This is a genomic window from Pseudomonas sp. JAI115 (assembly GCF_014200835.1).
Taxonomy (GTDB): Bacteria; Pseudomonadota; Gammaproteobacteria; order Pseudomonadales; family Pseudomonadaceae; genus Aquipseudomonas; species Aquipseudomonas putida_A.
This window is the reverse complement of the sequence record NZ_JACHCY010000003.1, coordinates 1-20,368: the sequence shown is the minus strand read 5'-3', so window position 1 is coordinate 20,368 and position 20,368 is coordinate 1. Positions and strand designations below refer to the sequence as shown.

General features: G+C 61.0%; 15 protein-coding genes. 5 read left to right on the top strand and 10 right to left on the bottom strand.

The genetic code is table 11. The annotated features are described in order from the left end of the window. Window positions 1-38: 38 nt before the first annotated feature. From HDC30_RS08310 to ppsA, 4 genes are all read right to left on the bottom strand, one after another. Entirely contained in the window at window positions 39-1,034 is a 996-nt protein-coding gene (locus tag HDC30_RS08310; protein ID WP_183782180.1) for a zinc transporter ZntB, read from the bottom strand. A gap of 22 nt (window positions 1,035-1,056) precedes the next feature. Next, window positions 1,057-1,548, bottom strand: a complete 492-nt coding sequence (gene rraA, locus HDC30_RS08305) for a ribonuclease E activity regulator RraA (protein WP_183782177.1) — start codon at window positions 1,546-1,548, stop codon at window positions 1,057-1,059. 225 nt (window positions 1,549-1,773) lie between these two features. Beyond that, window positions 1,774-2,763 (bottom strand): alpha/beta fold hydrolase, encoded by a 990-nt coding sequence (locus HDC30_RS08300; RefSeq protein WP_027613293.1) that lies wholly within the window; start codon window positions 2,761-2,763, stop codon window positions 1,774-1,776. A gap of 187 nt (window positions 2,764-2,950) precedes the next feature. Next, complete coding sequence (gene ppsA / locus HDC30_RS08295; RefSeq protein ID WP_096797095.1) at window positions 2,951-5,326, bottom strand: phosphoenolpyruvate synthase; 2,376 nt, start codon at window positions 5,324-5,326, stop codon at window positions 2,951-2,953. 174 nt (window positions 5,327-5,500) lie between these two features. Here ppsA and HDC30_RS08290 point away from each other — a divergent pair, with 174 nt between their 5' ends. Continuing rightward, a complete protein-coding gene (locus HDC30_RS08290; protein ID WP_007960912.1) occupies window positions 5,501-6,319 on the top strand; it encodes a pyruvate, water dikinase regulatory protein in 819 nt (272 codons plus the stop codon). Window positions 6,320-6,523: 204 nt separating this feature from the next. Here HDC30_RS08290 and prpD read toward each other — a convergent pair whose 3' ends face one another. From prpD to HDC30_RS08260, 6 genes are all read right to left on the bottom strand, one after another. Continuing rightward, the gene (prpD, locus tag HDC30_RS08285) at window positions 6,524-8,008 is read right to left on the bottom strand and encodes a 2-methylcitrate dehydratase (RefSeq protein WP_183782174.1); all 1,485 of its coding nucleotides are present in this window, start codon (window positions 8,006-8,008) and stop codon (window positions 6,524-6,526) included. A gap of 305 nt (window positions 8,009-8,313) precedes the next feature. Beyond that, the gene (gene prpF / locus HDC30_RS08280) at window positions 8,314-9,516 is read right to left on the bottom strand and encodes a 2-methylaconitate cis-trans isomerase PrpF (RefSeq protein WP_183782171.1); all 1,203 of its coding nucleotides are present in this window, start codon (window positions 9,514-9,516) and stop codon (window positions 8,314-8,316) included. Between the two features lie 54 nt (window positions 9,517-9,570). After that, window positions 9,571-12,165, bottom strand: coding sequence for a Fe/S-dependent 2-methylisocitrate dehydratase AcnD (gene acnD, locus HDC30_RS08275; RefSeq protein ID WP_183782168.1), 2,595 nt, complete (start codon window positions 12,163-12,165; stop codon window positions 9,571-9,573). Window positions 12,166-12,364: 199 nt separating this feature from the next. Next, complete coding sequence (gene prpC, locus HDC30_RS08270; RefSeq protein WP_183782164.1) at window positions 12,365-13,492, bottom strand: 2-methylcitrate synthase; 1,128 nt, start codon at window positions 13,490-13,492, stop codon at window positions 12,365-12,367. A gap of 137 nt (window positions 13,493-13,629) precedes the next feature. Continuing rightward, window positions 13,630-14,523 carry a methylisocitrate lyase gene (gene prpB, locus HDC30_RS08265; protein WP_007960897.1) on the bottom strand — a complete coding sequence of 298 codons (894 nt, stop codon included), beginning with the start codon at window positions 14,521-14,523 and terminating at the stop codon, window positions 13,630-13,632. Then, the gene (locus tag HDC30_RS08260) at window positions 14,520-15,242 is read right to left on the bottom strand and encodes a GntR family transcriptional regulator (protein ID WP_183782891.1); all 723 of its coding nucleotides are present in this window, start codon (window positions 15,240-15,242) and stop codon (window positions 14,520-14,522) included. The genes prpB and HDC30_RS08260 overlap by 4 nt, the downstream gene beginning before the upstream one ends. Before the next feature lie 404 nt (window positions 15,243-15,646). On the opposite strand from HDC30_RS08260, the gene HDC30_RS08255 reads away from it, so the two are divergent. From HDC30_RS08255 to pabB, 4 genes are all read left to right on the top strand, one after another. Next, entirely contained in the window at window positions 15,647-16,183 is a 537-nt protein-coding gene (locus HDC30_RS08255) for an ATP-dependent zinc protease (protein ID WP_025110318.1), read from the top strand. Window positions 16,184-16,188: 5 nt separating this feature from the next. Continuing rightward, the gene (locus HDC30_RS08250) at window positions 16,189-17,724 is read left to right on the top strand and encodes an inactive transglutaminase family protein (RefSeq protein ID WP_007960894.1); all 1,536 of its coding nucleotides are present in this window, start codon (window positions 16,189-16,191) and stop codon (window positions 17,722-17,724) included. After that, complete coding sequence (locus HDC30_RS08245) at window positions 17,724-18,710, top strand: alpha-L-glutamate ligase-like protein (protein ID WP_183782161.1); 987 nt, start codon at window positions 17,724-17,726, stop codon at window positions 18,708-18,710. Before HDC30_RS08250 ends, HDC30_RS08245 begins: the two co-directional genes overlap by 1 nt. A gap of 215 nt (window positions 18,711-18,925) precedes the next feature. Further along, the gene (pabB, locus tag HDC30_RS08240) at window positions 18,926-20,269 is read left to right on the top strand and encodes an aminodeoxychorismate synthase component I (RefSeq protein WP_183782158.1); all 1,344 of its coding nucleotides are present in this window, start codon (window positions 18,926-18,928) and stop codon (window positions 20,267-20,269) included. Window positions 20,270-20,368 lie beyond the last annotated feature (99 nt).

The following is a 20,368-nucleotide window of genomic DNA, read 5'->3' as shown; positions in this document are numbered from 1 at the left end:
AGACGCGGGCAAATTTGGTCGGGTCACATGTTGCATCTTCACACCCAGCGCAAACGGCGGAATAACCACCATTGACCGAAGGCCATCGCCAGCACCGTCAGACAGGCAATCAGGAAACCATAAGGGCTGCTCGAGAACGGAATACCGCCCACGTTTATGCCCAACAGGCCGGTGAGAAAACTCATCGGCAAAAAGATGCAGGTGATGATGCCGAAGCGGTACATCGTGCGATTCATGCGCACGTTCAAACGCCGGTCTTCGGCCTCCAGCACAAGCCCCATGCGCTCTCGGGTCAATTCCAGCTCTTCGAGATAGCGCGTCAGGCTGTTGTTCAATTCGTTCCAGTAGTCAGCGTCATCGTCGACAAACCACGGCAGTTTTATCCGGGTCAGTTGTCCGAAAATATCCCGCTGCGGTGCCAGAAAACGCTTCAGTCCGGCCGCCCGGCGGCGGATGTGCAAAATCGAGCCATGCTCGGGGGTATACCGTTCGTCGGCATCCAGTTTTTCTTCCTCTTCATCGACCAGTTCCGACAGGCAGGTGACCAGATCCTGCACCTTGTTGGTGAGGAATTGCGCCAGATACAGGATCAGTTCAGATGAGGTTTTCGGGCCTTTGCCTTCGCTTAGCAGCGCCAGCAGCTCGTCGGTGGCACGCAGCGGACGCAAACGCAGCGAGATGACCCGTTGCGCCGACGCGAAAATCCGCACCGAGACCATGTCTTCCGGCTCGGCGCCGGGGTTGAGGTTGACCCCGCGCAGAAACAGCAGAAGTTCGGCATCCGGCAACGGCAACAGGCGTGGCCGGGTGTTCTCTTCCAGCAGCAGGTCGCAGGCAAATTCATTCAGGCCGCTGGATTTGCGCAGCCAGGTCTGGGTTTGCGGATGGCTGCGATCCCAATGCAGCCACAGACTCTCATGGGCCTGCAGCTGCAGATCGTCGAGGTCAGTCCGGGCAATCGCGCGCGCGCCGCCTTTACCGTCCAGCACCAGGGCATGCACCAGCCCCCACTGCGCGTTTTCTTCCTCGAACATCCGCATCCCTTTGTCGAAAAACTTATTCAGGCATCTGCAGCGGACTTGGCGAAACGATCACGCCGTTGTTGTCCGCATAGATGTAGTGGCCCGGATGGAACGTCACGCCGGCGAAAGTCACCGGTACGTTGAGATCGCCGATACCGCGCTTTTCGGTTTTCATCGGATGGCTGGCCAACGCCTGAACGCCGAGATCGGTCTGGGCAATAACGTCGACGTCACGGATACAACCATAGATGACCATCCCTTCCCAGCCGTTTTTCGCGGCTTTCTCGGCGATCATGTCGCCCAGCAGCGCGCGACGCAGCGAACCGCCGCCATCGACCACCAGCACCTTGCCGTTACCCTTGAGTTCGGCTTGCTCTCTGACCAGCGAGTTGTCTTCGAAACATTTGATGGTCACGATTTCGCCGCCGAAGGAATCACGGCCGCCGAAATTGCTGAACATCGGTTCCAGCACCTGCACCAGCTCCGGATAGGCGTCGCACAGGTCAGGCGTGAGGTAATGGTTCATCGAAAAACTCCTGTAAAAAGGAAGACGATCAAGGATGTCGCACTCTTTTGAAACGAGTCCCGGCGGTCGCTGTTTACCTTAGTTCATGCAATGGTCGCTGAACGAACCTGAACAAACGCTGAAACGTAATAGCTAAACAGCCACCAAATATGACCAGAACCGCACAATGCGTCATATCTTAGCCGCAAGCCGACCTGAACGAAATGCCCTTTCAGAGCCCCGGACTCAGACCGCAGCGGCAAGATCCGGCTTGTCGCCGAGCAACGGCGTCTGCTGATCATTAAGCCAGCGCGCCACCAGCGGCCAGACCTCGGCCTGCGCCGCCTTGCTCACCAGCATCTCGACATGCCCGAAGTTGTCGCTGAAACCCTGCTCGCGCCCCAGATTGACGAACTGTTTGTGCTCGGAGCCGATCTGCTCGAACAGTTTGCGACAGGCCCATGCCGGATCCTGATGATCGCCCGCCGCGGTCACTGCCAGCACCGGCACCTGAACCTCGGCCAGGCCGGCCCACCAGTCCTTGTCCTTGTCGCCAAAACGCCCGAACAAGCCGTACCAGCGCATGCTTTCCAGCGCAAGACCGATCGGCTCGTCTTCCGGGCCGCGCTTGAGGCGCGAGCCGGACAATTGCGCGAAACGCTTGAGAATGAAGCGCCCGCTCCACTCCACCGGTGGAATTTTCAGCGGCCAGTACGTGCGGCTGACCTGCGTGCCGAAAAACGCCGCCGAGGCCACGGCCGGCTCGCCGAGGTATTCGCCACCCAGCGCCGCCGCCAGCGTGATGCCGCCCAGCGAATGGCCGATCCAGTGCGGCACCTGCCCGCTCTGCTCGCGGACGAACGCGGCAATCGCCGGCAGATCGTAACGGGCGTAGTCAGCCACGCGGTTGCGCCGGTAGTCCTCGTTGCGCTGCGACAGGCCGTGACCGCGCATCTCCGGGATCCACACGTCGAAGCCCAGGCGCGTCAGGTACGCACCCAACCCGAGGCCCTTGGGGGAAAACCAGAAGCGCCGATTGGAAAAACTGCCGTGCAACAAAATCACCGGCACGCCGCGCGGTGTCGTATCGTCGGCCATGCCCAAACGGGTAACGGCGATTTCCACGGACCAGTCGGGACTGTTGCCGGGTTTGAGTCGATACACGTCTTCGCTCAGATCACCGCGTCGTTCGGCGCTGATCAGGGCGACAGGAAACAGGTTGCTGCTGCTTTGCATAATGCTCTTGCACAAAAAAGGGCGGCATCTACAGGAGCCCGCCCTACTTCAATCTCAAAGCCCCCAACCTTTGTGGGAGCGGGCTTGCTCGCGAAAGCGGTGTATCAGCCAAAATTTTAGGCGGATCTTATTCCGTCTTCGCGAGCAAGCCCGCTCCCACAGGGGAGGATGGCCGTTCACATATGGATCAAGCCTGGGCCTGACCTTCGGCGAGGAAGAACCAGGTTTCCAGTACGGAATCCGGGTTCAGCGACACGCTTTCGATGCCCTGCTCCATCAGCCACTTGGCCAGATCCGGGTGGTCCGAAGGGCCCTGACCGCAGATACCGATGTATTTGCCGGCCTTGTTGCACGCGGCAATCGCGTTGGCCAACAGCTTCTTGACCGCCGGATTACGCTCGTCGAACAGGTGCGCGATGATCCCGGAGTCACGGTCCAGGCCCAGGGTCAACTGGGTCAGGTCGTTGGAACCGATGGAGAAACCGTCAAAGAACTCGAGGAATTCTTCAGCCAGGATCGCGTTGGATGGCAGTTCGCACATCATGATCACGCGCAGGCCGTTGTCGCCACGGGCCAGGCCGTTTTCGGCGAGCAGATCGACTACCTGACTGGCTTCGCCGAGGGTACGGACGAACGGCACCATGATTTCGACGTTGGTCAGGCCCATCTCGTTGCGCACGCGTTTCAGCGCGCGGCATTCGAGTTCGAAGCAGTCACGGAACGATTCGCTGATGTAACGCGAAGCACCACGGAAGCCGAGCATCGGGTTTTCTTCTTCCGGCTCGTACAGCTTCCCGCCGATCAGGTTGGCGTATTCGTTGGACTTGAAGTCCGACAGACGCACGATGACCTTCTTCGGCCAGAACGCAGCAGCGAGGGTGCTGATGCCCTCCACCAGTTTTTCGACGTAGAAACCGACCGGATCGTTGTAACCGGCGATGCGCTTGTCGACGCTGTCCTTGATTTCCTGCGGCAGGCCGTCGTAGTTCAACAGCGCTTTCGGGTGGACGCCGATCATGCGGTTGATGATGAATTCCAGACGGGCCAGGCCCACACCGGCGTTCGGCAACTGCGCGAAATCGAAGGCGCGGTCCGGGTTGCCGACGTTCATCATGATCTTGAACGGCAACTCCGGCATGGCGTCGACGGAGTTCTTCTTGACGTCGAAGCCCAGCTCGCCTTCGAAGATGTAACCGGTGTCGCCTTCGGCGCAGGACACGGTCACACCCTGACCATCCTTCAGCAGTTGGGTGGCGTTGCCGCAGCCCACGACCGCTGGAATCCCCAGTTCACGGGCGATGATCGCCGCGTGGCAGGTACGGCCGCCACGGTTGGTGACGATGGCGCTGGCGCGTTTCATCACCGGCTCCCAGTCCGGGTCGGTCATGTCGGAGACCAGCACGTCGCCGGCCTGGACTTTGTCCATTTCCGAGACGTCCTTGATGATCCGCACTTTACCGGCGCCGATGCGCTGGCCAATGGCACGACCTTCCACCAGCACGGTGCCGGTTTCTTTCAACAGGTAACGTTCCATGACGTTGGCCTGGGTGCGGCTTTTCACGGTTTCCGGGCGGGCCTGCACGATGTACAGCTTGCCGTCGTCACCGTCCTTGGCCCACTCGATGTCCATCGGGCAGCCGTAGTGCTTCTCGATGATCATCGCCTGCTTGGCCAGCTCGCTGACTTCGGCGTCGGTCAGGCAGAAACGCGCGCGTTCGGCCTTGTCGACATCGACGGTCTTCACCGAACGACCGGCCTTGGCCTCGTCGCCGTAGATCATCTTGATCGCTTTGCTGCCGAGGTTGCGGCGCAGGATCGCCGGGCGACCGGCTTCCAGGGTGCCTTTGTGCACATAGAACTCATCCGGGTTCACCGCGCCTTGAACAACGGTTTCGCCCAGACCGTAGGCGCCGGTGATGAACACCACGTCACGGAAACCGGATTCGGTATCGAGGGTGAACATCACGCCGGCGGTACCGGTTTCCGAACGCACCATGCGCTGCACGCCAGCCGACAGGGCGACCAGTTTGTGGTCGAAGCCCTGGTGCACGCGGTAGGAAATCGCACGGTCGTTGAACAGCGAAGCGAACACCTCTTTGGCGGCGCGGATAACGTTTTCCACACCACGGATGTTCAGGAAGGTTTCCTGCTGGCCGGCGAACGAAGCATCCGGCAAGTCTTCGGCGGTGGCGGAAGAACGCACGGCCACGGCCACGTCAGGGTTGCCGGCCGACAGCGCGGCGAACGCGGTGCGGATCTCGGTATTGAGTTTTTCAGGGAATTCGGCGTCCATGATCCATTGACGGATCTGCGCACCGGTCTTGGCCAGTGCATTGACGTCATCGACGTCCAGGGCGTCGAGAGCCTTGTGGATCTGATCGTTGAGGCCGCTCAGCTCGAGAAAGTCGCGATAGGCCTGCGCGGTGGTGGCAAAGCCGCCGGGGACCGACACACCGGCACCCGCCAGGTTGCTGATCATCTCGCCCAGGGATGCGTTCTTGCCCCCCACATGCTCAACATCGTGTTTGCCGAGCTTATCGAGGGAAACTACGTACTCTACCAAGGTGATCTCTCCACTAACTGTGTTGGAAAAGCTCAGAAACCGGCGGCTCGGGGGAGCGTTGGCCGGCTGTATGGCCTGGACCTGGAAAATAAGTGAGAATGCGGGCCAATGGCGGCCGGCAAATCGCGCCTATCATATCCAGAAATACTCTTTAGCTTAAGGCCCAAGGTGCAAATGAAACGATCTGCTTTCTTTATCTCCGATGGCACCGGCATTACCGCCGAAACCCTGGGTCAAAGCCTTCTGGCGCAGTTCGAAAACATTACCTTCACCAAGCTCACGCGGCCGTATATCGACAACGCGGACAAAGCGCGGGCCATGGTACAACAAATCAACAAAGCCGCCGAAACCGACGGCTTCCGTCCGATCATCTTCGACACCATCGTCAATCAGGACATCCGTGAGATTCTCGCAACGTCCAATGGTTTCATGATCGACATTTTCTCGACCTTCCTCGCCCCGCTCGAACAGGAACTGACCGAGCATTCTTCCTACACCGTCGGCAAATCGCACTCGATCGGGCATAACTCCAATTACATGGAGCGCATCGAGGCGGTGAACTTCGCCCTCGACAACGACGACGGCGCGCGCACCCACTATTACGACAAGGCCGACCTGATACTAGTGGGCGTGTCGCGTTGTGGTAAGACGCCGACGTGTCTGTACATGGCAATGCAATTCGGTATCCGCGCGGCCAACTATCCGCTGACCGAAGACGACATGGAGCGTCTGACCCTGCCGACCGCCCTGCGCGCCCATCAGCACAAGCTGTTCGGCCTGACCATCGACCCCGACCGCCTCACCGCGATCCGCAACGAGCGCAAGCCCAACAGCCGCTATTCGAGCTACGCCCAGTGCGAATTCGAAGTGCGCGAAGTGGAAAACCTGTTCCGCCGCGAGAACATCCCGCACATCAACTCCACGCATTTTTCGGTGGAAGAGATTTCGGCGAAGATTCTGGTGGAGAAAGGTGTGGAGCGGCGTTTCAAATAGATTGGCGGCGTCTGCTTTGGCGCCTTCGCGAGCAAGCTCGCTCCCACAGGGTTTCAGAGTGTTGATGCATGTTGTGCCAGGCACAAAACCTTGTGGGAGCGGGCTTGCCCGCGAAGGCGGCGGCACATCCAGCATTGATGTTGCCTGACACACCGCTAGCGTGAGCAGGCTCACGCCCGCAATGGGTCTTCAATGCTCGCTTTGTCAGATGACAAACAGGTCGATAAAACGATTCACGGGGGTGGCCTCCAGCTGCGCCTGATCCTTGCACAACGCGAAGATCTCGCCGCTGCGCTGCCCGGTGAATCGTGTCAGCAGATTGGCCTTAAACTTGTCCTCCAGCAACGGAATGCCATCGGCGCGGCGGCGACGGTGGCCGATCGGGTATTCGACCACCACGTTCTCGGTGCTCGATCCGTCCTTGAAAAACACCTGCACCGCGTTGGCAATCGAACGCTTGTCGGCCTCCAGGTATTCGCGGGTGAAACGCGGGTCTTCGACGATGACCATCTTCTCGCGCAACACATCGATGATCGGATGCGCAGCGTGGAAATCGTCCTCGTATTGCTCGGCCAGCAGATTGCCGAACGCCAGCGGCACGGCGGTCATGTACTGAATGCAGTGGTCGCGATCCGCCGCATTGGCCAGCGGTCCGACCTTGGAAATGATGCGAATCGCCGACTCATGGGTGGTGATGACGATGCGGTCGATTTCATGCAAGCGGTTGCGCACCAACGGATGCAAGGTCACCGCTGCTTCGCAGGCCGTTTGCGCATGGAATTCGGCGGGGAAGCTGATCTTGAACAGCACGTTTTCCATGACGTAACTGCCGTAGGGCCGCGAGAAACTGAATGCACGTTTGCCTTCTGGCTTGAGCGCCAGATCGTTATTGGTATGGCTGAACGATACGTCGTAGAAGCCCCACTGCCTGGCCGTCAACACTCCGGGAATGCCCATCTCGCCACGCAGGGCGATGTCGGCCAGACGCACACCGCGACTGGTGGCATCCCCCGCCGCCCAGGATTTACGCGAGCCGGCGTTCGGCGCATGGCGATAGGTGCGCAGCGCCTGACCATCGGCGAAGGCATGGGACAACGCCGACAGCAGTTGTTCGCGATTGGCCCCCATCAGTTTGGCGGTGACGGCGGTAGAAGCGACTTTCACCAGTAGAACGTGGTCGAGGCCGACGCGGTTGAACGAGTTTTCCAGAGCGATAACGCCTTGGATCTCGTGGGCCATGATCATCGCTTCAAGTACATCGCGAATCGTCAGCGGCTTCTCACCATTGGCAACGCGTTTTTGCGACAGGTGATCGGCCACCGCGAGAATTCCGCCGAGGTTGTCCGACGGATGCCCCCACTCGGCGGCGAGCCAGGTGTCGTTGTAGTCGAGCCAACGCACGATGCAGCCGATGTCCCACGCGGCTTTCACCGGGTCGAGGCGATAGGAAGTGCCCGGCACCCGCGCCCCGAACGGCACCACGGTGCCCTCGACGATGGGGCCAAGGTGCTTGGTGCATTCGGGAAAACGCAACGCCAGCAGGCCACAGCCGAGGGTATCCATCAGGCAGTTGCGGGCGGTGTCGAGGGCTTCGGCAGATTCGACGTTGAAGGTGAGGACGTAATCGGCGATGTCCTGCAGGACACGGTCGTAGTCGGGACGGTTGTTCTGGTCGACGTTGGCGCTCATTGCGGTTCTCCTGGTGGGGAATGATGAGTGGGATGGTCTTCCTCAGGGGCTGGTTGGTTTATTGTTTAGAGCAGATCGTGGTGTCTGCTTTGTGATGTTTCGTCAGTGGATTGTTTCCCTCACCCTAACCCTCTCCCGGAGGGAGAGGGAACCGACCGGGTGATATTCAACACTTACGTCGACCTGAAAGCTCTTCCGTGAATCCTTAATCGCCAAGATGCTTAAGGTCGCAGGACATCCAATTACAACTCGGTCTGCTCCCTCTCCCTCCGGGAGAGGGCTGGGGTGAGGGCATCGATACTGGATCAGAAAGAGTCGCCAGGGATACGGACGAAACCTTCCATGAGGACGCGGGCACTGCGGCTCATGATGGCCTTTTTCACTACCCACTCACCGTTTTCCAGACTGGCCTCGGCGCCTACGCGCAGCGTCCCGGACGGATGGCCGAAGCGCACCGCGTTGCGTTCGACACCGCCCGCAGCGAGATTCACCAAAGTCCCGGAAATCGCCGCCGCCGTGCCGATTGCCACCGCCGCCGTACCCATCATCGCGTGGTGCAACTTGCCCATCGACAACGCACGCACCAGCAAATCCACATCAGCGGCGGCAATCGCCTTGCCGCTGGACGCCACGTAATCCGCAGGCTTGGCGACAAACGCGACTTTCGGCGTGTGCTGTCGCTTGGCCGCTTCATCCAGACTGGAAATCAGGCCCATGCGCAACGCACCGTAGGCGCGGATGGTTTCGAACATCTGCAAGGCTTGCGGGTCGCTGTTGATCGCGCTTTGCAGTTCGGTGCCGGTGTAGCCGATGTCTGCGGCGTTGACGAAAATCGTCGGGATCCCGGCGTTGATCATGGTCGCCTGGAACGTGCCGACACCCGGCACTTCCAGCTCGTCGATCAGGTTACCGGTGGGGAACATCGAACCGCCGCCGCCCTCTTCTTCCGCCGCCGGGTCCATGAATTCGACCTGCACTTCGGCGGCCGGAAAGGTCACGCCGTCGAGCTCGAAATCACCGGTTTCCTGCACTTCGCCGTTGGTGATCGGCACGTGGGCGATGATGGTCTTGCCGATGTTGGCCTGCCACACGCGCACCACCGCCACACCGTTGTGCGGAATGCGGCTGGCCTCCACCAGACCGTTGCTGATGGCGAACGAACCGACCGCTGCCGAGAGGTTGCCACAGTTGCCGCTCCAGTCCACGAACGGCTTGTCGATGGAGACCTGACCGAACAGGTAATCGACGTCGTGATCAGCCTTGATGCTTTTCGACAGGATCACGGTTTTGCTGGTGCTCGACGTAGCACCACCCATGCCGTCGATCTGCTTGTCGTACGGGTCGGGGCTGCCGATCACCCGCAGCAGCAAGGCATCGCGGGCGGGGCCGGGAACCTGCGCGGCTTCGGGCAGATCCTCGAGGCTGAAGAACACGCCTTTGCTGGTGCCGCCGCGCATGTAGGTGGCGGGGATTTTGATCTGCGGTGCGAAATGAGCTGCGTGAGCCATGGTGCTCCTTATCCGCAAACGCGGGTCAACCGACCCGCGCTCGCACTACGTGATTTAAACGGCAACCGCCGACTCTTCGAGGAAGTCCTGGGCGAAGCGCTGCAACACGCCGCCGGCCTCGTAGATCGACACTTCTTCAGCGGTATCCAGACGGCAGGTCACCGGCACCTCAACACGTTCGCCGGACTTGCGATGGATCACCAGCGTCAGGTCGGCGCGCGGGGTGCGGGCGCCGATCACGTCGTAGGTTTCGCTGCCGTCGATGGCCAAGGTGTGGCGGTCGGTGCCCGGTTTGAACTCCAGCGGCAACACGCCCATGCCCACCAGGTTGGTGCGGTGAATGCGCTCGAAACCTTCGGCGACGATCGCTTCCACGCCTGCCAGTCGCACGCCCTTCGCCGCCCAGTCGCGGGACGAACCCTGACCGTAGTCGGCACCGGCGATGATGATCAGCGGCTGCTTGCGCTCCATGTAGGTTTCGATGGCTTCCCACATGCGCATCACCTGGCCTTCCGGCTCGACCCGCGCCAGCGAGCCCTGTTTGACCTTGCCGTTTTCCTGAACCATTTCGTTGAACAGTTTCGGGTTGGCGAAGGTTGCACGCTGCGCGGTCAAGTGGTCGCCACGGTGCGTGGCGTACGAGTTGAAGTCCTCTTCCGGCAGGCCCATTTTCGCCAGGTATTCGCCGGCGGCGCTGTCGAGCATGATCGCGTTGGAGGGCGACAGGTGATCGGTGGTGATGTTGTCCGGCAGCACTGCCAGCGGGCGCATGCCCTTCAGCGGCCGCGCGCCGGCCAGCGCGCCTTCCCAATACGGCGGACGGCGGATGTAGGTACTCATCTCGCGCCAGTCGTACAGGGGCGTGACTTTCGGGCCGGTGTCTTCGTGGACGGCGAACATCGGAATGTAGACCTGACGGAACTGCTCCGGCTTGACCGACGACTTCACCACGGCGTCGATTTCTTCGTCGCTCGGCCAGATGTCTTTCAGGCGGATTTCCTTGCCGTCGACCACGCCCAGCACATCTTTCTCGATGTCGAAACGGATGGTTCCGGCGATGGCGTACGCGACCACCAGCGGCGGCGACGCGAGGAACGCCTGTTTGGCGTACGGGTGAATGCGGCCGTCGAAGTTGCGGTTGCCGGAGAGCACGGCCGTCGCATACAGATCGCGGTCAATGATCTCTTGTTGAATCACCGGATCGAGTGCGCCGGACATGCCGTTGCAAGTGGTGCAGGCAAACGCGACGACGCCGAAACCGAGTTGCTCCAGCTCCGTGGTCAGCCCCGCCTCATCGAGATACAGCGCCACGGTTTTCGACCCCGGTGCCAGCGAGGATTTGACCCACGGCTTGCGGGTCAGGCCGAGCTTGTTGGCGTTGCGCGCCAGCAGACCGGCGGCGATCACGTTGCGCGGGTTGCTGGTGTTGGTGCAGCTGGTGATGGCAGCGATGATCACCGCGCCGTCGGGCATTTGCCCCGGCACGTCATCCCACTGCCCGGAGATGCCTTTGGCCGCCAGATCCGCTACCGCCACACGGGCGTGCGGATTGCTCGGGCCGGCCATGTTGCGCACCACCGACGACAGATCGAAGGTCAGGCCACGCTCGTATTGCGCGCCTTTCAGGCTGTCTGCCCACAGGCCGTTGAGCCTGGCGTACTGCTCGACGAGCTGCACTTGCTGGTCTTCGCGGCCAGTGAGTTTCAGGTAGTCGATGGTCTGCTGGTCGATGTAAAACATCGCTGCGGTGGCACCGTATTCCGGGGCCATGTTGGAGATGGTCGCGCGGTCGCCGAGGGTCAGCGCGGACGCGCCTTCGCCGAAGAACTCCAGCCAGGCGCCGACGACTTTCTGTTTGCGCAGGTATTCGGTCAGCGCCAGCACCATGTCGGTGGCGGTGATGCCGGGTTGCAGCTTGCCGGTCAGTTCGACGCCGACGCTCTCCGGCAGGCGCATCCACGAGGCGCGGCCGAGCATCACGCTCTCGGCTTCGAGGCCACCGACGCCGATGGCGATCACGCCCAGCGCATCGACGTGCGGGGTGTGGCTGTCGGTGCCGACGCAGGTGTCGGGGAACGCCACGCCGTCGCGCACCTGAATCACCGGGGACATTTTCTCCAGGTTGATCTGGTGCATGATGCCGTTGCCCGGCGGGATCACGTCGACGTTCTTGAAGGCCTTTTTGGTCCAGTTGATGAAGTGGAAACGGTCTTCGTTGCGCCGGTCTTCGATGGCGCGGTTCTTCTCGAACGCCTGCTTGTCGAAACCGCCCGCTTCTACCGCCAGCGAGTGGTCAACGATCAGTTGCGTCGGCACCACCGGGTTGACCTGCGCCGGGTCACCACCCTGCAGGGCGATCGCGTCACGCAGGCCGGCGAGGTCGACCAGTGCGGTCTGGCCGAGAATATCGTGGCACACCACACGCGCCGGGAACCACGGGAAGTCGAGGTCGCGTTTGCGTTCGATCAGTTGTTTCAGCGAATCGGTGAGCGTGGCCGGGTCGCAGCGACGCACGAGGTTTTCCGCCAGCACGCGGGAGGTGTACGGCAAGGTGTCGTAGCTGCCGGGCTGAATCGCTTCGACCGCCGCGCGGACGTCGAAATAATCCAGGGAACTGCCGGGCAGGTTTTTGCGGAATTCTGTGTTCATCGGGTCAGGACTCGGGTCACGGTAGTTTCAAAGGGTGGCTGACACAAACCTGAGTTACACGCCATCCACTGTGGGAGCGAGCCTGCTCGCGAAAGCGGTAGATCAGTCGACATCCATGGTGAATGTCAGTCCGTCTTCGCGAGCAGGCTCGCTCCCACAGGGTCTAGCGGTGTTCTCTGGTTCCGGGTCAGCCCACCATTCAGCGACGTTCGATTGGCACGAACTTGCGCTGTTCGACGCCGACGTACTCGGCGCTTGGACGGATGATGCGGTTGTTGGCGCGCTGTTCGAACACGTGCGCGGCCCAGCCGGTCAGGCGCGAGCAGACGAAGATCGGCGTGAACAGCTTGGTCGGGATGCCCATGAAGTGGTACGCCGAGGCATGGTAGAAGTCGGCGTTGGGGAACAGTTTTTTCTGCTCCCACATGGTCTTGTCGATGGCTTCGGAGACCGGGAACAGCACCTTGTCACCGACTTCGTCGGCGAGTTTTTTCGACCAGCCCTTGATCACCTCGTTACGCGGATCGCTGTCCTTATAGATCGCGTGGCCGAAGCCCATGATCTTGTCCTTGCGCTCGAGCATGCCGAGGGTGCCTTTGATCGCCTCTTCCGGCGACGAGAAGCGCTCGATCATTTCCATTGCCGCCTCGTTGGCGCCGCCATGCAGCGGGCCACGCAGCGAACCGATAGCCGCCGTGACGCAGGAATACAGGTCGGACAGGGTCGATGCGCAAACGCGAGCGGTAAACGTCGAGGCGTTGAATTCGTGCTCGGCGTAAAGGATCAGCGACACGTTCATCACTTTGACGTGCAGTTCGCTCGGCTTCTTGTCGTGCAACAAGTGCAGGAAGTGGCCGCCGATAGTCGGCTCGTCGCTGACGCAGTTGATGCGTTTGCCGTCGTGGCTGAAGCGATACCAGTAGCACATGATCGCCGGGAACGCGGCGAGCAGACGGTCGGTCTTGTCGCGTTGTTCGGAGAAGTCTTTCTCCGGCTCCAGGTTGCCGAGGAACGAGCAACCGGTGCGCATCACGTCCATCGGATGGGCGTCGGCGGGGATGCGTTCGAGCACTTCTTTCAGTGCTTGCGGCAGGTCGCGCAGCTTGCTCAGCTTTTGCTGGTAGGCATCGAGTTGTGCGCGGGTCGGCAGTTCGCCGTACAGCAGCAGGTAAGCCACTTCTTCGAACTGCGCGTCTGCTGCCAGTTCACGCACGTCGTAGCCGCGATAGGTCAGCCCGGCACCGGCCTGGCCCACGGTGGACAGTGCGGTTTGCCCGGCAACCTGGCCACGGAGCCCGGCGCCACTGAGTACTTTTGCTTCGGCCATTGCTGTCTCCAATCTTCTTGAATTTGTAGGGGAAACGTGTGGGAGCGGGCTTGCTCGCGAAAGCGTCGTGTCAGTCACTTTTTTATTGCCTGACTCACCGCTTTCGCGAGCAGGCTCGCTCCCACAGGGGATCTTGTTCAGCCTTTCTTTTGTGCAAACAACGCATCAAGCTTCTGCTCGAACGTGTGGTAATCGATGCGATCGTAAAGCTCCATGCGCGTCTGCATGGTGTCGATGACATTCTGCTGGGTGCCGTCGCGGCGGATCGCGGTGTAGACGTTTTCCGCTGCCTTGTTCATCGCGCGGAACGCCGAAAGCGGGTACAGCACCAGCGACACGTCGGCGCCGGCCAGTTGCTCGGTGGTGTACAGCGGCGTCGAGCCGAACTCGGTGATGTTGGCGAGGATCGGCGCCTTCACGCGGTTGGCGAACAGCTTGTACATCTCCAGCTCGGTGATGGCTTCCGGGAAAATCATGTCGGCGCCGGCCTCGATGCACGCCGCGGCGCGATCCAGTGCCGACTCCAGACCTTCCACCGCCAGCGCGTCAGTACGCGCCATGATCACGAAGCTGTCGTCGGTACGGGCATCGACGGCGGCTTTGATGCGGTCGACCATTTCCTGCTGGCTGACGATTTCCTTGTTCGGACGGTGGCCGCAACGCTTGGCGCCGACCTGGTCTTCGATGTGAATCGCCGCGGCGCCGAACTTGATCATCGACTTCACGGTGCGCGCCACGTTGAACGCCGACGAACCGAAACCGGTGTCGACGTCCACCAGCAGCGGCAGGTCGCAGACGTCGGTGATGCGCCGCACGTCGGTGAGCACGTCATCCAGGCCGGTGATACCCAGGTCCGGCACGCCGAGCGAGCCTGCGGCCACCCCGCCACCGGACAGGTAGATCGCTTTGAAACCGGCGCGCTTGGCCAGCAGCGCGTGGTTGGCGTTGATCGCGCCGACCACCTGCAATGGGTGCTCGCTGGCGACCGCATCGCGGAAACGCTGGCCTGGAGTGTTCTGCTTGGAACTCATGACTCACCTCGTTCAGTGGCTGTCTTACTGTCGGCGCCGTCCTGGTAATGACGGGCGATGTTGCGTTTCGAGGCGCCGATGTGGCGGCGCATCAACAATTCCGCGAGCTCGCCGTCACGGTCGGCGATGGCATCGAGAATCCGGTGGTGTTCGGCGAAGGCCTGACGCGGGCGGTTGGGCGTGGTGGAAAACTGGATGCGGTACATGCGCACCAGTTGATAGAGCTCGCCGCAGAGCATCTGGGTCAGCGTGCGGTTGCCGCTGCCCTGGATGATCCGGTAGTGAAAGTCGAAATCGCCTTCCTGCTGGTAATAGCCGACCCCGGCCTGGAACGCCGCGTCGCGCTCGTGGGTTTCCAGCACCCGGCGCAGTTCGTCGATTTCTTCGACGCTCATGCGTTCGGCCGCCAGCCGACAGGCCATGCCTTCAAGGGATTCGCGGATTTCGTAGAGTTCGAGCAATTCGGCGTGGCTGAGCGACACCACCCGCGCGCCGACATGCGGTACGCGCACCAGCAGACGCTGGCCTTCGAGCCGATGGATGGCCTCGCGCAGCGGCCCGCGACTGATGCCGTAGGTGCGCGCCAGCTCGGGTTCGGAGATCTTGCTGCCTGGGGCGATCTCGCCTTTGACGATGGCCGCCTGGATGCGCCGGAAGACGTTTTCCGAGAGCGTCTCGGAATCGTCGCCGCTGATGACCGGGGGATCGAGTTGATCCAGCATGATTGTCGACACCTTAAAATCCAATGCGGCAAAAACTAGCCAATTAGCCGGCATCAGTCAAAGGATAAATGGATATTGTCGACAATCGTCTAATAGCCCTAGGCAATCTCCCGCTGATCACTTAATCCCTGTGGGAGCGAGCCTGCTCGCGAAAGCGTAGTGTCAGCCAGCATCTGCCTGGATGAAGCACCGCCTTCGCGAGCAGGCTCGCTCCCACAGGATTACCCAAGGGGTATAGACCGGCGCGAGCGCTGGCGCCATAAAACCACCGTGCTAGAATGCCGCCCGCATTTGCTGGCCATTTGTACGGCTTGTCATAAAAAGCTGATAGGCACACGAAGGAGCTTGCGCAGTATTGCCAGGAACCTGAACCGAAAACGGAACGCTGCGCACCAGGATTTATGAGACTCAAGCCCTTCCCCACATTTTTTGCGCTGTTTTGCCTGCCCGGCCTCGCCGCGGCGGGGGAAAAAACCGTGTACGGCCTCAACGAATACGCATCGCTTGACGGCATCAATCTGCAAGTCGCGGCCAAACTCGACACTGGCGCCAAGACCGCCTCACTGAGTGCCCGCGACATCAAACGCTTCAAACGCAACGGCGAGTCCTGGGTGCGTTTCTACCTGGCGATCGACGCGGCGCATTCGCACCCGATCGAGCGGCCGCTGGCCCGGGTCAGCAAGATCAAGCGCCGCGCCGGCGACTACGACCCGGAAGAAGGTAAAAAGTACACCGCGCGCCCGGTGATCGAGCTGGATATCTGCATGGGCACGGCGTTGCGCAGCATCGAAGTGAACCTGACCGACCGAAGTGCGTTCCAATACCCGCTTTTGATCGGCTCCGAAGCCTTGAAACGCTTCGACGCGCTGGTCGACCCCAGTCTTAAATACGCTGCCGGCAAACCTGCCTGCACCATCGCCGCTCATACCGCCGAGTAATTTCCATGCGTTCTCTAACCTTCCACCTGAAAATCCTGATCACCATTCTGGTGCTCCTGGGCGTTTCGGTTACGGCCTATCAGATTTTCGTGCTCGGCATCCCGGTGACCGAAGATGCCACCGACGACCTGTGGAACATCGACGCCAAAGTCGAGTTCGTCGCCAGCACCAAGGATCCGGTGAAGGTCCAGATGTTCGTGCCGCCCCTGAGCCGCGATTACGTCAGCCTCAACGAAAGCTTTATCTCCAATAACTACGGCGTGGCAGTCAACCGCGTCGACGGCAACCGCAAGGTCACCTGGTCGGCGCGCCGGGCCAAGGGCAACCAGACCCTTTATTACCGTCTGGTGCTGACCAAGCGCTACACCGCGGAAAAATCCAAGATCAAAGGCCCGACCTTCCGCGACAGCATCGCCATCGAAGGCCCGGAAAAAATCGCCGCCGAAGCCTTGCTCGCGCCGATCCGCCAGCACTCGGCCGACGTCGAAACCTTCATCGGCGAAGCCATCAAACGCGTCAACAACGCCAACGATGACAACGTCAAACTGCTGCTGGCCGGCGACCCGTCGACGCCGCACAAGGCGAAGATCGTCGAACTGCTGCTGTCGATCGCTCACGTGCCGGTAGAAAAAGTCCACACCATCCGCCTCGTCGCCGATCAGCCGCAAACCCCGGAACTGTGGCTGCGCAGTTTCAACGGCAACGACTGGCTGTACTTCAACCCGGAAACCGGCGAACAAGGCCTGCCGACCGACCGCCTGCTGTGGTGGACCGGTGATGAAAACCTGATCACCATCGAGGGCGCGAAGAAAGCCAACGTGACCTTCAGCCTGAACAACAGCGAGATGAACGCGATTCGTCTGGCCAAGCTGACCGACGAAAACACCGACGCCAACTTCCTCGAATACTCGCTGTACGGCCTGCCGCTGCAGACCCAGCAGACGTTCATGATCATGGTGATGATCCCGATCGGCGTGCTGGTGATCCTGATCCTGCGCAACCTGATCGGCCTGCAGACCCTCGGCACCTTTACCCCGGTGCTGATCGCCCTGGCCTTCCGCGAAACGCAACTGGGCTTCGGCATCCTGCTGTTTACCGTGATCACCGCGCTGGGCCTGTCGTTACGTTCGTATCTGGAACATTTGAAGCTGCAGATGCTGCCGCGCCTGTCGGTGGTGTTGACCTTCGTGGTGGTGCTGATTGCCGCCATCAGTCTGTTCAGCCATAAACTCGGCCTGGAGCGCGGTTTGTCGGTGGCGCTGTTCCCGATGGTGATTCTGACCATGACCATCGAACGCCTGTCGATCACCTGGGAAGAACGCGGCGCCAGCCATGCCATGAAAGTGGCGATCGGCACCCTGTTCGCCGCCTCGCTGGCACACCTGATCATGACCGTGCCCGAGCTGGTGTACTTCGTGTTCACCTTCCCGGCGATCCTGCTGATTCTGGTCGGCTTCATGCTGGCGATGGGTCGCTATCGCGGTTATCGCCTGACCGAACTGGTGCGCTTCAAGGCTTTCCTGAAGAAGGCTGACGCCTGATGTTCGGTTTCTGGAAGACCTGGAAGGCCCTGGAGGCACGGGGCATCATGGGCATCAATCGGCGTAACGCCGACTACGTGCTCAAGTACAACAAGCGCAGCCTGTACCCGATCGTCGATGACAAGATCATCACTAAGGAGCGCGCGATCGAGGCCGGCATTCATGTGTCGGAACTGTACGGCGTGATCTCCACGGAGAAGGAAATCGACAAGCTCGACGAGATCATCGGCGGGCGCAACGACTTTGTGATCAAGCCGGCCCAGGGCGCTGGCGGTGACGGCATCATCGTCATCGCCGACCGCTTCGAGGGCCGCTATCGCACGGTCTCGGGCAAGATCCTTGCCCATGAAGAACTCGAACACCACATCTCAAGCATCCTCACCGGCCTGTATTCGCTGGGCGGTCACCGCGACCGCGCACTGATCGAATACCGGGTGACCCCGGACCAGATCTTCAAGAGCATCAGCTACGAAGGCGTGCCGGACATCCGCATCATCGTGCTGATGGGCTATCCGGTGATGGCCATGCTGCGCCTGCCGACCCGTCAGTCCGGCGGCAAGGCCAACCTGCACCAGGGCGCCATCGGCGTCGGCGTCGACCTCGCCACCGGCCTGACCCTGCGCGGCACCTGGCTGAACAACATCATCAACAAACACCCCGACACCACCAACGCGGTGGACGGCGTGCAACTGCCCTACTGGGACGGGTTCATGAAACTCGCCGCTGGTTGCTATGAGCTGTGTGGCCTGGGCTACATCGGTGTGGACATGGTGCTGGATCAGGAAAAAGGTCCGCTGATTCTCGAGCTGAATGCGCGGCCAGGTCTGAATATCCAGATTGCCAACGATTGCGGGCTGACCCAGCGTACGCATGCGGTCGAGGCGCATCTGGAAGACCTGAAGGCGCGTGGGGTGACGGAGTCAGTTGAAGAACGGGTGGCGTTTACTCAGGAGATGTTTGGGCATATTCCGGCGGTCGAGGGCTGATCCAGCACTGAGGCGCGGCTATCGCGAGCAGGCTCACTCCTACAGGGGAACGCATTCCAAATTGTAGGAGTGAGCCTGCTCGCGATAGCGGACTTACCGCCACTACAAGACTCAACCCTGCCCCCAATCTGCTCATCCCCGACATCCCCTCTAGGAGCAATTCCCGCAGAGGACTACAATCCCCACCCCGCCTCGATGGCTGATCTGCCCCGCCCATGTTGACCTGTTCCGTACACCCGCTGCCCTACCGCGCCAACCCCGCCGATTACTTCGCGGCCATCCGCCATGCGCCCGGCGCCGTGCTGCTCGACAGCGGTCGGCCGAGTGCTGACCGTGGCCGTTATGACCTGCTCAGCGCCTGGCCGCTGGAACAACTGGCGGTGTTGCCCGACGAAAGCGGCAGCGTTTTCCTGCAACGCCTGCGCAATAACCTGACCCGCCTGGGCGAAGCGCAGCTGCCTGGCGAATATGACCTGCCCTTCGCTGGCGGCCTGATCGGCTATCTGAGCTACGACTTCGGCCGACATCTCGAGAATCTGCCGAGCCAGGCCAAGGACGATCCGCAATTGCCCGACGCGCGGTTCGGTCTGTACGACTGGGCGCTGATCAGTGATCACCAGACCGCCACCAGTCAATTGGTGTTTCACCCGTCGCTGGCCGACAGCGAGCGGCAACGGCTGATCACGCTATTCAGCCAACCGACCTCGGCGCCGCTGACCCCGTTCAAGCTCGACACGCCGATGACCGCCGATCTGTCGGCCGATGACTATCGCCAGGCGCTGGAACGCATTCATCAATACATCCAGGCCGGCGACTGCTATCAGGTCAACTTCGCCCAGCGTTTCCGTGCGCCGTGTCAGGGCGACCCGTGGCTGGCCTATTGCGCATTACGCGAGGCCTGCCCGACACCGTTTTCCGGGTTTCAGAGCCTGCCCGACGGCGATGCGGTGTTGAGCCTGTCGCCGGAGCGCTTCGTCAAAGTCAGCCAGCGCCAGGTGGAAACCCGCCCGATCAAAGGCACCCGCCCTCGCGGCCTGACGCCTGCCGAAGACGCCGCCAACGCCGCCGAACTGCTGGCCAGCCCCAAGGATCGCGCAGAAAACCTGATGATCGTCGACCTGCTGCGCAACGACCTCGGCCGCACCTGCCGGATTGGTTCAGTGCGAGTGCCAGAGCTGTTCAGCCTGGAAAGCTATCCCAACGTGCATCACCTGGTCAGCAGCGTGACCGGTGAACTGGCCGAGGATCGCGATGCGCTGGATCTGATTGCCGGCAGTTTCCCCGGCGGCTCGATCACCGGCGCGCCGAAGATTCGCGCGATGCAGATCATCGACGAACTGGAACCGACCCGGCGCGGTTTGTATTGCGGTTCGTTGCTGTACCTGGACGTACGCGGCGAGATGGACAGCTCCATCGCGATTCGCAGTCTGTTGGTCAAGGATGGGCAGGTGTGTTGCTGGGGTGGCGGCGGGATCGTGGCCGATTCGGACTGGCAGGCGGAGTATCAGGAGTCGATTACCAAGGTCAGAATCCTCCTCGAAACCCTGCAAAACCTTTAAAAGCTTCGCGAGCAGGCTCGCTTGTATGTTTAGACTTGAAGGGGTGGGCGGGACTACAGACTCGATTCTGACTCTGACCAGTACAGACCGTGGGAGACT

Excerpts from the sequence above, each read along its gene's own strand:
- prpF (WP_183782171.1), bottom strand. The coding sequence starts at position 9,516 with ATGGCTCACGCAGCTCATTTCGCACCGCAGATCAAAATCCCCGCCACC.
- HDC30_RS08310 (WP_183782180.1), bottom strand. The coding sequence starts at position 1,034 with ATGTTCGAGGAAGAAAACGCGCAGTGGGGGCTGGTGCATGCCCTGGTG.
- HDC30_RS08255 (WP_025110318.1), top strand. The coding sequence starts at position 15,647 with ATGAGACTCAAGCCCTTCCCCACATTTTTTGCGCTGTTTTGCCTGCCC.
- prpB (WP_007960897.1), bottom strand. The coding sequence starts at position 14,523 with ATGAGTTCCAAGCAGAACACTCCAGGCCAGCGTTTCCGCGATGCGGTC.
- HDC30_RS08250 (WP_007960894.1), top strand. The coding sequence starts at position 16,189 with ATGCGTTCTCTAACCTTCCACCTGAAAATCCTGATCACCATTCTGGTG.
- HDC30_RS08290 (WP_007960912.1), top strand. The coding sequence starts at position 5,501 with ATGAAACGATCTGCTTTCTTTATCTCCGATGGCACCGGCATTACCGCC.
- rraA (WP_183782177.1), bottom strand. The coding sequence starts at position 1,548 with ATGAACCATTACCTCACGCCTGACCTGTGCGACGCCTATCCGGAGCTG.
- HDC30_RS08300 (WP_027613293.1), bottom strand. The coding sequence starts at position 2,763 with ATGCAAAGCAGCAGCAACCTGTTTCCTGTCGCCCTGATCAGCGCCGAA.
- HDC30_RS08245 (WP_183782161.1), top strand. The coding sequence starts at position 17,724 with ATGTTCGGTTTCTGGAAGACCTGGAAGGCCCTGGAGGCACGGGGCATC.
- prpD (WP_183782174.1), bottom strand. The coding sequence starts at position 8,008 with ATGAGCGCCAACGTCGACCAGAACAACCGTCCCGACTACGACCGTGTC.
- prpC (WP_183782164.1), bottom strand. The coding sequence starts at position 13,492 with ATGGCCGAAGCAAAAGTACTCAGTGGCGCCGGGCTCCGTGGCCAGGTT.
- pabB (WP_183782158.1), top strand. The coding sequence starts at position 18,926 with ATGTTGACCTGTTCCGTACACCCGCTGCCCTACCGCGCCAACCCCGCC.
- acnD (WP_183782168.1), bottom strand. The coding sequence starts at position 12,165 with ATGAACACAGAATTCCGCAAAAACCTGCCCGGCAGTTCCCTGGATTAT.